Annotated in this window: 12 protein-coding genes and 1 pseudogene; 1 reads left to right on the top strand and 12 read right to left on the bottom strand. The window is 37.3% G+C overall.

The features are described from left to right. Positions 1 to 154 precede the first annotated feature (154 nt). Positions 155 to 442 carry a hypothetical protein gene (locus tag AC3WJG_RS22155; protein WP_028409073.1) on the top strand — a complete coding sequence of 96 codons (288 nt, stop codon included), beginning with the start codon at positions 155 to 157 and terminating at the stop codon, positions 440 to 442. Between the two features lie 29 nt (positions 443 to 471). On the opposite strand, the gene AC3WJG_RS22150 is transcribed toward AC3WJG_RS22155, so the two are convergent. The 12 genes and pseudogenes from AC3WJG_RS22150 to AC3WJG_RS22095 form a co-directional block, all read right to left on the bottom strand. Next, complete coding sequence (locus AC3WJG_RS22150) at positions 472 to 1,569, bottom strand: acyltransferase (protein WP_221841307.1); 1,098 nt, start codon at positions 1,567 to 1,569, stop codon at positions 472 to 474. A gap of 217 nt (positions 1,570 to 1,786) precedes the next feature. Further along, on the bottom strand, positions 1,787 to 2,695 hold the full coding sequence (locus AC3WJG_RS22145) for a hypothetical protein (protein ID WP_028409075.1): 909 nt from the start codon (positions 2,693 to 2,695) through the stop codon (positions 1,787 to 1,789). A gap of 299 nt (positions 2,696 to 2,994) precedes the next feature. After that, complete coding sequence (locus AC3WJG_RS22140; RefSeq protein WP_098248181.1) at positions 2,995 to 3,702, bottom strand: ABC transporter ATP-binding protein; 708 nt, start codon at positions 3,700 to 3,702, stop codon at positions 2,995 to 2,997. Then, on the bottom strand, positions 3,699 to 4,496 hold the full coding sequence (locus AC3WJG_RS22135) for an ABC transporter ATP-binding protein (RefSeq protein ID WP_060746891.1): 798 nt from the start codon (positions 4,494 to 4,496) through the stop codon (positions 3,699 to 3,701). The genes AC3WJG_RS22140 and AC3WJG_RS22135 overlap by 4 nt, the downstream gene beginning before the upstream one ends. A gap of 12 nt (positions 4,497 to 4,508) precedes the next feature. After that, positions 4,509 to 5,798, bottom strand: coding sequence for a branched-chain amino acid ABC transporter permease (locus AC3WJG_RS22130; RefSeq protein ID WP_337134540.1), 1,290 nt, complete (start codon positions 5,796 to 5,798; stop codon positions 4,509 to 4,511). A gap of 9 nt (positions 5,799 to 5,807) precedes the next feature. Next, a complete protein-coding gene (locus AC3WJG_RS22125) occupies positions 5,808 to 6,794 on the bottom strand; it encodes a branched-chain amino acid ABC transporter permease (RefSeq protein WP_026106630.1) in 987 nt (328 codons plus the stop codon). Between the two features lie 81 nt (positions 6,795 to 6,875). Further along, on the bottom strand, positions 6,876 to 8,051 hold the full coding sequence (locus AC3WJG_RS22120; protein ID WP_028409079.1) for a branched-chain amino acid ABC transporter substrate-binding protein: 1,176 nt from the start codon (positions 8,049 to 8,051) through the stop codon (positions 6,876 to 6,878). A gap of 476 nt (positions 8,052 to 8,527) precedes the next feature. Continuing rightward, a complete protein-coding gene (locus AC3WJG_RS22115) occupies positions 8,528 to 8,890 on the bottom strand; it encodes a P-II family nitrogen regulator (RefSeq protein ID WP_028409080.1) in 363 nt (120 codons plus the stop codon). Positions 8,891 to 8,904: 14 nt separating this feature from the next. After that, a complete protein-coding gene (locus AC3WJG_RS22110; RefSeq protein ID WP_492588591.1) occupies positions 8,905 to 10,131 on the bottom strand; it encodes an ammonium transporter in 1,227 nt (408 codons plus the stop codon). 265 nt (positions 10,132 to 10,396) lie between these two features. After that, a pseudogene (locus AC3WJG_RS22105) lies at positions 10,397 to 10,768 on the bottom strand (AbgT family transporter); the annotation flags it as partial. 113 nt (positions 10,769 to 10,881) lie between these two features. Then, complete coding sequence (locus tag AC3WJG_RS22100) at positions 10,882 to 11,844, bottom strand: class F sortase (RefSeq protein WP_028409082.1); 963 nt, start codon at positions 11,842 to 11,844, stop codon at positions 10,882 to 10,884. Between the two features lie 106 nt (positions 11,845 to 11,950). Next, positions 11,951 to 13,294, bottom strand: coding sequence for a hypothetical protein (locus AC3WJG_RS22095; protein WP_033579419.1), 1,344 nt, complete (start codon positions 13,292 to 13,294; stop codon positions 11,951 to 11,953). Positions 13,295 to 13,523 lie beyond the last annotated feature (229 nt).

The raw sequence follows: 13,523 nt of genomic DNA, 5'->3' as shown, positions 1-13,523 counted from the left end.
ATTTGTATTCAAAGAAAACGTCAACCTTTTATGCAAATCCCTTAACGAAGGGGCTGAAGATCATTCTTCTAAGCTATAAAAAAACGATTCTATTTTCCTTGTACACATCATACGTATAAGATACCCCTAATTTACAATAGAGTGAGGTAAAAAAATGAAGATCATTGAACTTGCCGAATTCATTAAAACAAGTAAAAAAACAACTAAACTTGCTCTTTCCTCTTCTACAGTACAGTATACATTAGAAACAGATGATTTGAAAATTGAATTAAAAACAGGCGGCACGAATAAGCGAATCGTGTTTTTTCGCATCTTCTTAAAAGGAACATACAAGGATTGGATTTGTTACCACCGGAACGAACATCATATTTACGAATTGTATCAAAATATTTCTTTATCCCCTCAACTGCAAAAGCAGCTTTTGTACGCTATTGCATCATAAAAAGAGCCGGCTTAGTTAGCCAGCTCTTTTTATTTATGCTGTAGCTTTGTAAATGAATGTTTGTGCGGCTTCACATGTAATTTTCCCTTTGTCCATTGAATCCCTCTATATAAATAGTACGAGCACCAAAAAACTACTGGAACGATAAGTACGTAGGCAACGACACTATTTGTAAAGAAAGAAGAATCTATAGAACGAAGCAATCGATAGGTCTCATTTAATATACATATATGCACTACATAAATGCCAACTGAATTTTTCCCAACCTTTGAAAAGAATGAGTTTTTGCCAAGACTTGGACTGCTCAATACGAATAAAAACAATGATGCCGATAAAAAAATTGTGGAAATAAAATAGTCTCCGGGCTTGCTGTGCTGGATATTAACCAACCAGTAGCGCTCGACGATCTCTAACGCTGAAAACACAAAAAAGCTGGCTAAATAAATCATTGGCCTTACGTTTAATACTGACAGAATTTTCTTGCCATAAAGGGCAAACATAGCTCCTAATACTGTATAGAACAAACCAAAGAACAGGGCATCTCTCGTTTGAAAAGAAAGTGGAAAAAATAAAGAATAAGACTGCCCAAATAACCCAGTTACATATAATACGGTGCTGATAAACATTAATAAGCCAATCTTTTTCCATCGTTGAAATAAGAAAACGATGACAACAGCCCAAATTAATGCAATCAAGTACCAAAGCTGAAATCCGCTTGTGTCACTTCCATAATAAAAAATATCTTTGAATGTGATGGATGATGTTAAATAATCAGCTACTGCACCTTTTCGTTCTGCTAATGTTCCGTGGTTTTGAAATAAGCGCAGAACTACACCAAACAATAAATAAAAGATGAACCAACATGCATAAAGCTTGGAAATATTCCACGTGTATTTTTTTAAGTATGCAGAAGGCTTTGGATGCTTTTGAATTTTATTCATAAACAAATAACCTGATACAATAAAGAAAAAAGGAACCGCGAATCGTGCAAATGTGTCAACAATGACATCTAGCACATTTTCCTGGTTCCCTAAAAAGAAATCGTCATGTGATGGATTAACATGAATACAAACCACAAACACTGTAGCAAAAAACTTAATAAAATCAATTGAATAATTACGTTCCATCTTGTTGTCAGCTCCTTAAAATAAACTCGAGCTCTATTTTAGCATAATTATCCAAATAGAAAAGAGATTTTGGTAAAATTAACCTTATAGTCATGGAAAAAATTTCTTAACTTCCAATATTCTAGTCTTGTTTACTTGTATGATGTCTTTCAATATTCCAAATAAATAATTCTAAAGAACTACAAAATAAAAAAACAGATTACGCGTAACCTGTTTTTTAAATTAACATTTTCCATGCAAACTTATTATCTTGTTTAATATCGACTTCTTTTTCATGCAAAGCCTGCACATGCTGTTTAATTTGTTTGAGAAACAGCATTACTTCCCCGCTTGATACGGCAGCTGAGTTGAGAGATAACGAATGTTTTTTAGCAATTTTTAATTCCTCGGTTTCCACTGAAATACTCACGTGGCGAAATAAGTGCCAAGGGTAGTAAACTGTTTTAAAAGATTTTGAGAAATAAATTCCTTTAGAACAAACGGTAATCCCCTCGGTTTTTTGAAGAGGATATGTATTTAAATGAGCTACAATTTTTTCTTTAGCAGGTAAATAGAGCCTGTTTCGCATCTCTTTTTCAACTTCTTCACATAGCTGTCCTTCTACCGACAACACATCTTTTGGATCAGGGGTTTGATGAATTTGAAAAGATGAACAAATAGAAGTTAATTCTTTTGAGGATACACACGGATATATATAGTCTTGACACATATATTCATGGGAATGGGTGCGAATAAATTTCTTGATTTTTTTTAATAGAGATACTAGCTTTCTAGCTGAGTAATCGTTTTGATTGACTTGAAATTTCTCCACGTCATTAAAACAAATCATTTCTTCTTTTCGAATGGTAATGGATTGAATGTTAGCGAACTCTTCCCATAATATTTTTCCTTTTTTCATCCCTCTGCTTTTCCAGTAAATCCCCTTATTTGTAAAGCAAATTCCCCTTTTATCTAGGCCTGCTATAAAAGAGCTGTGTAAATACGCGATAATTTTTTCTTGAGGCTGAAACTGAAAGTATTTGCTAGCCATTTTTTTGTAGAAACTAGGTATTTGCAGTACATAAAATTGACTTTCTCTATAGATTAAGCATAAGTCAGTCAAATAATTAGTTTTCAGCGTCGCCACGCTCTCACTTCCTTTTTGAGTGTAAATAACCGTACCCATTTTTTTCTATTACTTTATAAACGTTTTTTAATGAAAAAAGTTTCAACTTTTTTTGTTTTTTATAAAAAAGCTTTAAATTGAATCATTTCTTTCATCTAGGGAGTTGCCTAATTACTCACTTATTCAATAATCTTATTTTAAACGTTCCCTACTTAATTAAGAAACTAAACCAGATAATAGCAATGCTTACTTGCTTTATCCAAATCATCCGTTGTGAACAAAAACAAACCGCAGCGTTAAAACGCGATGCGGTTTGTTTTTTAAGCTAAATAAGCTTCTTTTATTTTTTCATTATGAATTAATTCCGTCCCTTTCCCTTGCAGAATAATTTCGCCCGTTTGAATCACATAGCCTCGGTGCGCTATTTGCAGCGCTTGATAAGCGTTTTGTTCAACGAGTAAAATGGTCATTCCGCTTTTATTTAATTCCATAATGATTTCAAATATTTGTTCTACAATGATAGGAGCAAGCCCCATAGAAGGTTCATCTAGCATAAGCATAGAAGGGTTCATCATAAGTGCCCGCCCGATAGCTAGCATTTGCTGTTCACCGCCACTCATCGTTCCTCCTTTTTGAGTCAATCTTTCTTTTAATCTTGGAAAATAGGTGAGTACTCTAGTCATGTTTTCTTCTATTACTTTTTTATTAGAAAGTGAAAATGCTCCGATAGTTAAATTTTCTTTTACCGTCATCTTAGGAAAGATCTTTCTTCCCTCTGGTACATGAGCTATTCCTAAACGGGCCGTTTGGTGAGGAGGGAATTTCGTGATGTGGGTGCCTTTATACATGATACTACCTGCTTTGACAGGAGCTTGACCGCTAATGGACTTTAATGTGGTAGATTTTCCGGCTCCATTGCTTCCGATAAGAGTCACAATTTCTCCTTCTTCTACATCAATCGTTATTCCTTTAAGTGCTTGAATTCCTCCATAAAAGGTATCAATTTCAGTTAACTTTAATAGAGTCATGTGCTTTTCTCCTTTCTTTCTATCTCCTCTGCCGCTCCTTTTCCTAAATAGGCTTCGATCACTTTCGGGTGTGTACGAATATGTTCAGCGTTTCCTTCTGCAATTTTTATTCCATGATCTAATACAATAATATGATCAGAAATTTCCATGACGAGCTTCATGTCATGCTCAATTAATAAAATGGTTATTTCCCGGTCTTTTCGTATCGTGTGAATAAGATCCGTCAGCTCTTTTGTTTCACGCGGATTCATACCAGCAGCCGGTTCGTCTAATAATAACAGTGAGGGTCTAGTAGCTAACGCTCTGGCAATTTCGAGTCGGCGCTGCGCTCCGTATGATAAGTTAGTGGCTACTTCGTTATATAAAGCTTCTAGCCCAACGTATTCTAACAGCTTATACGCTTCTTTTTTAGCTGCTTTTTCCGCTCTTTTTGCTCGAGGTAAATTCAACAGCGTTTCAAAAGTGGTTGCTTTCAAATGGTTGTGCATCCCAACTAACACATTTTCTAACACCGTTATATTACTAAATAACCTGATGTTTTGAAATGTCCGAGAAATCCCTTGTTTTGATACGCTGTGAGGTTTTAGCCCTGTTATAGATTGACCATTTAACATAATATCACCTGAGGTTGGCTGATAAACACCTGTCACCATATTAAAAAATGTAGTCTTCCCAGCGCCGTTTGGTCCTATTACAGCCGTTATTGAATTTTTTTGAATATCCATTGTTACGTCTTGATTGGCAACTAAACCGCCAAAGGTCTTGGTTACATTTTTCACTTCTAAAATAGACAATTTCTTTCACCTCTATAGATTGACGTTTTTCTCAGCCGTTGAAATCACGGACTGTATTTCTTCTTTTTCAGCTTCTTCTTTCAGCTCTTTCAAATCGAACGTAGGCTGTTTAGCAGGAAGCAACCCCTGAGACCTGTATAGAGCAAATAGAATAAGAAGTCCGCCAAAAATAAATCGCTGCATTTTAGCTGGCGAAAGTGCATCCGGTATAGAGATAACCCCGTTTAAACTCAGTTGATTAAACCAATCGGTGAGCTCCGTTAATACTTGAAGATTAAGAATGGTTACAACCGCCGCTCCAAGTATGACACCTGGAACGCTCCCCATTCCTCCTAAAATAACCATAACTAAAATCGTGATAGATTCTAACAGCGTAAAGCTGGTTGGATCAACAAAGGTTTGCTTAGCGGCAAAGACCACTCCCATCATGCCTGAAAAAGAGGCACCGATAGCAAACGCAAGCAGCTTTGTTCTGACAAGGTGAATTCCCATCGCCTGAGCTGCAATTTCATTTTCACGAACCGCTTTCCACGATCGTCCTACTTTAGAATATTCAAATCGCCGTACAATAAAAATAACTGCAGCTAAGATGACTAATACTACATAATAGAACTGACTTGGATATACTAAGTTAATCCCAAAAATAGAAGGCGGCGTCACGGAGGACAGCCCCATTGCCCCGTTTGTAATATTGATTGGTTTATCCAAATTGTTAAATACAATTCGAATAATTTCCCCAAATCCAAGCGTAACGATAGCAAGGTAGTCTCCTTTTACGCGCAGCACAGGTATACCAAGCAGAACTCCAAATAAAGCGGCTATTAGGCATCCCGCAATAATAAAAAACCAAAAGCTTTCTCCTGATAATGGATACGTACCAAAAGGCATAAAATTAGCAGCTTGATTGGTCGCGAAAATTCCATACGTGTAAGCCCCAACTGCAAAGAAAGCAACAAATCCCAAATCCAATAATCCGGCTAATCCCACTACGATGTTCAACCCAAGTGCCATAGCAATATAGATGCCTACTAGCGTAGATACTTCCATATAGGATTCATAAGCAGGGCCTTGGCTAGCTGAAAAAGGAAGCAGCACAATTAAAATGCCCCCTGCTATTAGCCATTTTAATTTAGTAGAAAGAGACATAAAATACAGAAGTAATAATGAAAATAAAAGAAGTAAAAATGCGACAACGGACTTCTGGGCAAGCATTAAACTACCGCTTGTTGCAATTACATATATAAAAAATAGAATAATTTGCGCCTTGTTGTTTCCTTCAAGCCTACTCATTAATTTTTTCATCTTCATCACCTACACTTTTTCTGTAACGGCTTTTCCAAATAAGCCTTCTGGTTTAAAAATTAACACCAAAATCAAAATGGCAAATGCAAATACATCTTTATACTCTGCTCCTAAAATATTGCCGGTGATTGTTGATAAATTCGCAGCTGCAAACATTTCAAGGATGCCAAGCATTAGCCCTCCAAACATTGCGCCTCGTATATTGCCTATTCCCCCTAAAACAGCTGCTGTAAAAGCCTTTAATCCTAATATGAACCCAATGTAAGGATCGATTGTTCCGTAATGAAGCGCAAATAACACACCGGTTGCGCCTCCTAGAGCCGAACCAATAAAGAAAGTAAGAGAAATAACTTTGTTTACATTAATGGACATGAGTGAAGCTGTATCGGGATCTTGGGCTACAGCCCTCATTGCCATTCCCCATTTGGTCCGATTGACAAAAATTTCAAGTCCGATCATTAAGCAAAGAGCAACAATTAACACTACGATAAACGTTACTTTAAATGTAGCATCATCAAATGATGATGAAAGAGAAGAGGCGCTAACCGATACTTTGCCTGAAAATAAAGCTGGGGTATTAACAATATAGTTACCATTCTTAAGTTCCGTAATGAAGCGCACAAAGTCCTGTAATAGAAATGACATTCCGATAGCTGTAATAAGTGTGATCAGTTTAGAAGACTTGCGCAGAGGACGGTAAGCCACTCTTTCAATTCCCATACCAAGAAACCCAGTTGCAACACTCGTAATAAGAAGAACTAAAATTAACGTCACAACAGCCGGAAAAGCTGCAATCCAACCTACGCCTGTTAACCCTATTAAGATAGCGGTTCCGATAAAGGCACCTGACATAAAAATTTCGCCGTGTGCAAAATTGATGAGTTCTAAAATGCCATATACCATCGTATAACCTAGGGCAATAATTGCATATACAGCTCCTAATGTTAGTCCGTCAATTAACACTTGCGGCAGCGTTTGTATAATATGAGCAAACATATAACCTCGTCCCTTTCGTCCTATAAAATCGATTTTAAGAAAAGAAAGGTACGGAACATCCATACCTTTCTTTTCTAAGGTTTACTGTGAGATTTCTCCTTCTAATTTAGCTGGGTATGAAGGAGCGTCAAACTTATAGATAAAGATTTTAGCGTATTTATTGTCTCCTTTCTCATCAAATCCTACCTGCGTAAGTTCTCCTTTATATTCTGTAATACCGCGTACGGCGTCACGTACTGCTTCATGAGAAGGAAGCTTTTTATCATTGTCTTCAATTGCTTTTTGAATACCTTGAAGCATAACTTTCATGGAATCATACCCGTATACAGAATATGATTCTACTTTTTTATTGAATTTCTTCTCATAATCTTTAGCGAATTGCGTCTTGGAAGCATCGCCTGCTACTGACGTAAGATACGTATCTTTTACAGCATCTCCGGCAATATCAACTAAAGTTGATGAGTCTAAGCCATCCCCTCCCATAAACTTAGCGGTAATTCCTTTGTCACGAGCTTGTTTAATTAAAAGTCCGCCTTCTGCATAAAGACCACCAAAATAAACGAGATCCGGCTTTTCTTTAGAGACTTGATTTAACACACCGTTAAAATCTTTTTCTCCAACCGTAATTCCTTCAAATCCAACAATTTTTGCTCCTTCTTTTTCAGCTGCTGTTTTAAAAGCGCCTGCAAGCCCCTGTCCGTAAGCTGTTTTATCTTGAATGACAAAAATATTTTTTGCTTTCAACTCTTTAACAGCATATTCAGCTCCTGCAGGCCCTTGGAAGTCATCGCGCGCTACAATGCGGTTAACCGTTTTTAACTTTCGGTCTGTTACGTCCGTTGCTGTACTTGCAGGAGAAATCATTGGAATTGAATATTTCTCATACGTTTCAGATGAAGGAATGGTAACCCCTGAGTTTAAATGTCCTATCACTCCATAGACGGCTTTATCGGATCCGATTAACTGAGCGTTCGCTACGCCTTTTTTCGGGTCGCCTTGGTCGTCATAAGGTACAAGCTGAAGTTTATATCCTAATTTTTTAAACGTGTCTTTTTCTTCATCAAGAGCTAACTGAGCTCCCAGTTTGATTGCTTCACCTAATGTCGCACTACCTCCTGACAAAGGGCTTTGCGTAGCAATTTTAATAACATTGCTGCCTTTATCTTCTCCCGATGTACTGTTGCTCCCACAGCCAGCTACAAACCCTACCGATAAGACCGTTGTTGCTAAAATAGATAACATTTTTTTACTTAGCATGTAGTAATCGTTATAAAACGCTTAATAGCGGCTAGTCTTTTATAACGATTTTCCCTCCCTTTGTTCGCGTCTAGAACGCTTTTTATCTTTGCAACAAATGTCATTTCTGAAAACGGTGAAACAGCTTGCTGTTTATGTACATCTTTTTTCACATCCTTTCATAATAGATTCGCTCTCATATATAAAGAGAAACTAAAAATAGTAAAAATATAGTTATTTTTTACTATTATAAAAGGATAAACAGCAGTATTTCACCAAACTTGTCAGTAATAATGACACATATTTTTATAATTTTCTTAATTTTATAAAAATAATTTTAATTATATTCACTTATTTTTTGGGATATACTTTTTGGCTATATATATAACAAAAAAGCATGTCACCGTAAGGAAACATGCCGTGTAACTATTCAATCTAAAAAAAGGTGCATAGTATGCACCTTTTATATACCCTTTGTTTTCTCTTTCTCCCTAAGTTTAACTATTATTTCGTAATGCCTGTGATCCCTCTTCCCCCGTTCGGATCTTAATCGCATTTTTTAATTCATAGATAAATATTTTCCCATCTCCAGGCTGACCTGTATTTAGTACTTTTCTTGCTTTATCAACAACGTCAGCTACCGGAACTTCGCACACTACAATTTCTACTTTAATTCGTGCGTGCATATTGTCTTGTTTTTTAACGCCTCTATAAAGCTCCGTAATGCCTTTTTGCAACCCGCACCCCAGTGCATCCGTAACTGTAATACCGCTAACGCCGATTTTCGCCAGTTCTTGCTTAAGCTCTTCAAACTTTGAAGGGCGTGTAATAATTTCAATTTTTGTTAAAACATCACTCACTGTGTCCACCCCTTTTACATATTCGATTCGTGATACGCTCTTTCACCGTGCAGCGTAATATCAAGCCCAAGCGTTTCTTCTTCTTGTGTCGCACGCAGAGATACGATTAATCCAACCACTTTAATGATAATGAAGGTAGCAATACCGACAAATAGGTATGTTGCTACGATAGCAACCAGCTGTTTCCAAAGTAGACTTGGATCTCCGTAGAATAAACCATTCGCACCAGCGTCATTTACAGAAGTTGTGGCAAATAAACCTGTTGCAATACCTCCCCACGTTCCCCCAATACCGTGAAGACCAAATGCATCTAACGCATCGTCGTAACCGATTTTCTTTTTAAGTGAGAAGATACCCCAGAAACAAACTGCACCGCCGATAAAACCTATTACAATAGAGGCAAACGGTGTAACGAATCCACAAGCTGGTGTAATAGCTACAAGTCCAGCAATCGCTCCCGAAACGGCTCCAAGCAGCGTAGGTTTTTTATTGATAATCCACTCTACTACAAGCCAGCCGATAATTCCTGTTGCTGCCGCTGTATTCGTGTTAATAAAAGCCGTCATTGCAACGCTGTTAATAGTTAAAGAACTTCCAACGTTAAAACCAAACCACCCGAACCAAATCAGCATTCCGCCTAAAAGAGTTAACGGTAAATTGTGAGGTGCTGCGGCATCGGCATTTTTTCGTTTTCCAACAACAAGAGCTAGAATTAATCCTGCTACACCTGACGAAATGTGAACGACGTTTCCTCCGGCAAAGTCAATAGCTCCTAGTTCACGAAGCCATCCGCCAACTCCCCAAACCCAGTGTGCAACTGGTGCATATACAAATAATGACCATAGGATAGCAAATAAGATAAATGCTGAAAACTTCATGCGCTCTGCAAAAGCCCCAGAGATAATAGCTACTGTTAGTACAGCAAATGTCAGTTGAAACATCATAAACATATTATGCGGGATCGTAGCACTGTAGTCCCCGTTTGGAGTGAATCCGACTCCTTTTAATCCTACCCAGTCCAAGTTACCAATAAAAGCATTGCCACCGGTCGAAAAAGCTAACGAATAGCCTGCTACTATCCAAAGAACGGATATAACAGCTAAGGAACCTACGCTATACATCGCGGTACTTAACATGTTTTTACTTCGAACCATGCCCCCGTAAAACAATGCAATAGCTGGTGTCATAATCCAAACCAATAATGCCGAAAAAAACATAAATACTGAATCGCCCATTTGCATGATGATTTCCCCCTTAAGTACGAATAAATAACCCCTAAATTTAATGTTAGATTATATAACATATCTTGTTATGTTTACTATCATATTTGATTTATATGTATTTAGCAACTACTTTTTGCAAATTTATTCAGAAAACTTTTGTTTTTTAGACTCTTTTCTTTTTGTTATTTATTCTTCTATGTACACATAAGCTGCAATATCATTTATGATTGTTAGAATTTCTAACATAAAAAATCCTCTTCTTGGAGTAGAAGAGGATTTTTCTTTACAAATACATATATACACCTGGTCCTAGAGGAATACCGAATACAGCAAAAACAATTAACATTATAATCCAAATTCCTAAGAAGGCTAAAGTATAAGGAAGCATAAGTGAAATGATGGTTCCAAGTCCTGCTTTCGGCTCGTATTCTTTCATAAAGGCTAAAATGACAATCATATATGGATTTAAAGGAGTGATTACATTCGTAGACGAATCTGCTATTCGGTAAGCTGCTTGAATAAATCCAGGATTGTATCCTAACAGCATGAACAATGGAATAAAAATAGGTGCTTCTAGTGCCCATTGAGCGGAGCCGCTAAAAATAAGAAGGCTTAGAACAACAGTTAAAAATACAAAACCAACCACAAAAGGAATTTTTATTTATCTATTAAAACTAATAGCATTTAGATAAATAGAAAGCCAGAAGATATCTTTTTAATCGACCATCAAAAATAACAAAAAGCTCTCCGTGTGAAGAGAGCTTTTTGTTATTTCGCTATACTAGATGGAGCAGACTCTTTTCCTGACTCGTTAACAGCTGTTACATAATAACGAGACTGAGATGCGTCGGAGTCGGCAAAGCTTTTTCGCTCAAATTCCGAAACGCTGCCAATATGGACAAATGTTCCGCCTGGATTCTTTTTGTAAATTCGGTAACCGATAATATTGCCTTCTCGTACCGCGTACCACGTAAGTAAATTACCGCTCATCTTTACATGTGTAGGAGGTTTTGGTGCAGTTGCTTCACGCTCCAATTCTTTTGCTTGGTCAGCTTTTAGTTCTGTATAGACAACTAACCTCTCTTGATGGGTTCCTTCCGCACGGTCAAACGTGCCTGTACACGTAATTAAATTTAAATTACGTTTGTTGCTGTACCCAAAAATTTCGTTTAAAGGTGCTTTATCTCGCGGATAGCTTTTTGTACGTTTAACAACAAAGGTAAGCGTGGTCCCCTGTGCATCTCTTATGGTAATTTCATCGTCTTTTTTTAAGTTTTTGAGATTGTAAAAGACGGCAGGACCAGTTTTACTGTCTACGTGTCCTGCTAATACAGCATTTCCTTTTACGCCAGGTTTTGCTCCTGGTTCAAACCAAGCAACTCCATTTTCTGTAGATGGCGCTGCCATTTCACCGCTGTCTAATAACCCTACTTGTTCAATTGAAGTCTCCACATGAATAGCTGGAATGGACACTTTTGCAGGAAGGATTCCTTTGAATTCTTTGTTTAACTGTTTGGCTTCTGTTTTATGCTTTTTTAATACAGCAAATTCTTCTTCAAGCGTTACCCGGCTTTTTAAATCCTTTGATTGTGTTTCTTTTTCTTTTTGCTTAGCTGCATTCTGTTGCTTCATTTCTTTTGCTTCTACCATTTGTTCTTTAAAGTATAGTCCGCCGCTAACAAGCAGGACTAAACTTAATATACAGTAGGCGAGAACAATCGCTTTTTTCACATCGTCACCTCGTTTCACAGCTGTTTATAAAAAAGAAGAGAGAACAACCTCTCTTCTTTTTTTAGGACTCTTGACTTGTAATTCATAAGGAAAAGGAGAAAAAATATTATTTGCTTACTGGTTTCTTGCGTAAAATAACTCCAGCTGTTAATACAGCTAACGAACCTAGTGCAATATAGATCGCTGTTAGTGGGTTCATCGTTGATTCAGACGCCCCGCCCATACCTGTTTTCGGCATATCTGTTGGCATAGCTGTCTCAGCAAATTTATCGGGATTTTGTTTTACAATCGCTTCACCTAAAGCTTGACCGACACCAAACATTAATTTATACCCTTCACGGTACGTATCATAACTTCCAGCGTAGTCGCCGGATGCATATTGCTCAAATGTTTTAATAACCGTATCTTCATGTGCTTTTATAGCTGCCTGTGCGTCTGCAGTTGGAAGGTTTCCATCTGTTGCTGTTCCTAAGAATGTACCAAATTCTTGCGCGAATTTATGGAGCTTGTCTTTAGCAGCTTTTTCTCCTGCTTCATCGCCTTTTACTTGTGCACTTACTAGTTCAGCTTGGGCATTGATGTGATCTCCTTGCCAAATTTTTTCAAATTGCGCAGCCCCTTCATCGCCATATACTGAACCGATTGCAGCTTTAAAATCTGCTGTGTTAGCATTTTCTAACCAGCTAACATAGTCGTAATCTTTTGAACCGTTAAACCCTTTTTCCATTCCCATTGTTGCTAAAGCAAAATGTTCTGCTGCTAAGCTGTTTAATGAAGAACGTAAATCTGCTGCTGGTGTATCTACTTTGGTATTGTCGAATTTATCGGGCATTTGCGTTACGATTGCATTTGATAACGCTTTACTAATGGCAAACATTTGCTGATAGCCTTCGCGGTATGTTTTAGCGGCCGCTTCATAGTCACCTGCTACATAATCTTCAAATGTTTCTTTTACTTGGTCTTCATGTACGCGAAGCGCTTCTTTTGCTGCATCTTCGGGTAGTTTGCCTTCCGTAGCAGTGCTTAAGAACTTAGCAAATTCATTTACGAATTGATTTACTTCTTTATCTACTTCAGCCATGGCTTCTTTATCATTTTCTTTTGTTGCTTTTACAAAATCATCTGTGTAATTGTTGTGTTCTCTGAAAATTCGTTCAAATTCAGCTGCTCCTTTATCACCATAGACAGACGCAATAGCAGGCTCCATGTCAACGGCATTTTGATCCAATGCTTTAAACGCAGCGTCAGCGTCTTTAGAACCGTCATAGGCTGTTGTCATAGCTGCAACGGCAAGCGTAAAGTGTTCAGATAATAAGTAGTCTAAGTTCGCTCGTAAATCTGCAGCTTTTGTTACTGCCGTTGGTTGTGCTTCCTCTGCGTTTGCAATAGTCGGCATCAATAGTGAAGCTCCTAGTACAGGGATCATTAATTTTTTACTTAATTTCATCATTTTCCACTCTCCTCATTTTTAGTTGATGTACGCCACTTTTTTCATTCTTACTACATCTTAAACCATTAAATAGATTGAACATTTTGAATATTCTATAGATTAACCTTTCATGTTCCCTCACATTTAATGATCCTTTTTAGGAAGTATTCTCTTTCTATTTACTAAACGATTGCTGAGTGATGTTGGATCACTCTTTTTTAAAATTTTTTTAAATGTCATCTTCGTGAAG

Source organism: Priestia sp. FW507-14D1A (genome assembly GCF_058781295.1).
This window is presented reverse-complemented; position numbering and strand designations above follow the sequence as displayed.

Coding starts and splice junctions, on each gene's coding strand:
- AC3WJG_RS22095 (WP_033579419.1), bottom strand. CDS start 13,294: ATGATGAAATTAAGTAAAAAATTAATGATCCCTGTACTAGGAGCTTCA.
- AC3WJG_RS22125 (WP_026106630.1), bottom strand. CDS start 6,794: ATGTTTGCTCATATTATACAAACGCTGCCGCAAGTGTTAATTGACGGA.
- AC3WJG_RS22120 (WP_028409079.1), bottom strand. CDS start 8,051: ATGCTAAGTAAAAAAATGTTATCTATTTTAGCAACAACGGTCTTATCG.
- AC3WJG_RS22130 (WP_337134540.1), bottom strand. CDS start 5,798: ATGAAAAAATTAATGAGTAGGCTTGAAGGAAACAACAAGGCGCAAATT.
- AC3WJG_RS22150 (WP_221841307.1), bottom strand. CDS start 1,569: ATGGAACGTAATTATTCAATTGATTTTATTAAGTTTTTTGCTACAGTG.
- AC3WJG_RS22140 (WP_098248181.1), bottom strand. CDS start 3,702: ATGACTCTATTAAAGTTAACTGAAATTGATACCTTTTATGGAGGAATT.
- AC3WJG_RS22110 (WP_492588591.1), bottom strand. CDS start 10,131: ATGCAAATGGGCGATTCAGTATTTATGTTTTTTTCGGCATTATTGGTT.
- AC3WJG_RS22155 (WP_028409073.1), top strand. CDS start 155: ATGAAGATCATTGAACTTGCCGAATTCATTAAAACAAGTAAAAAAACA.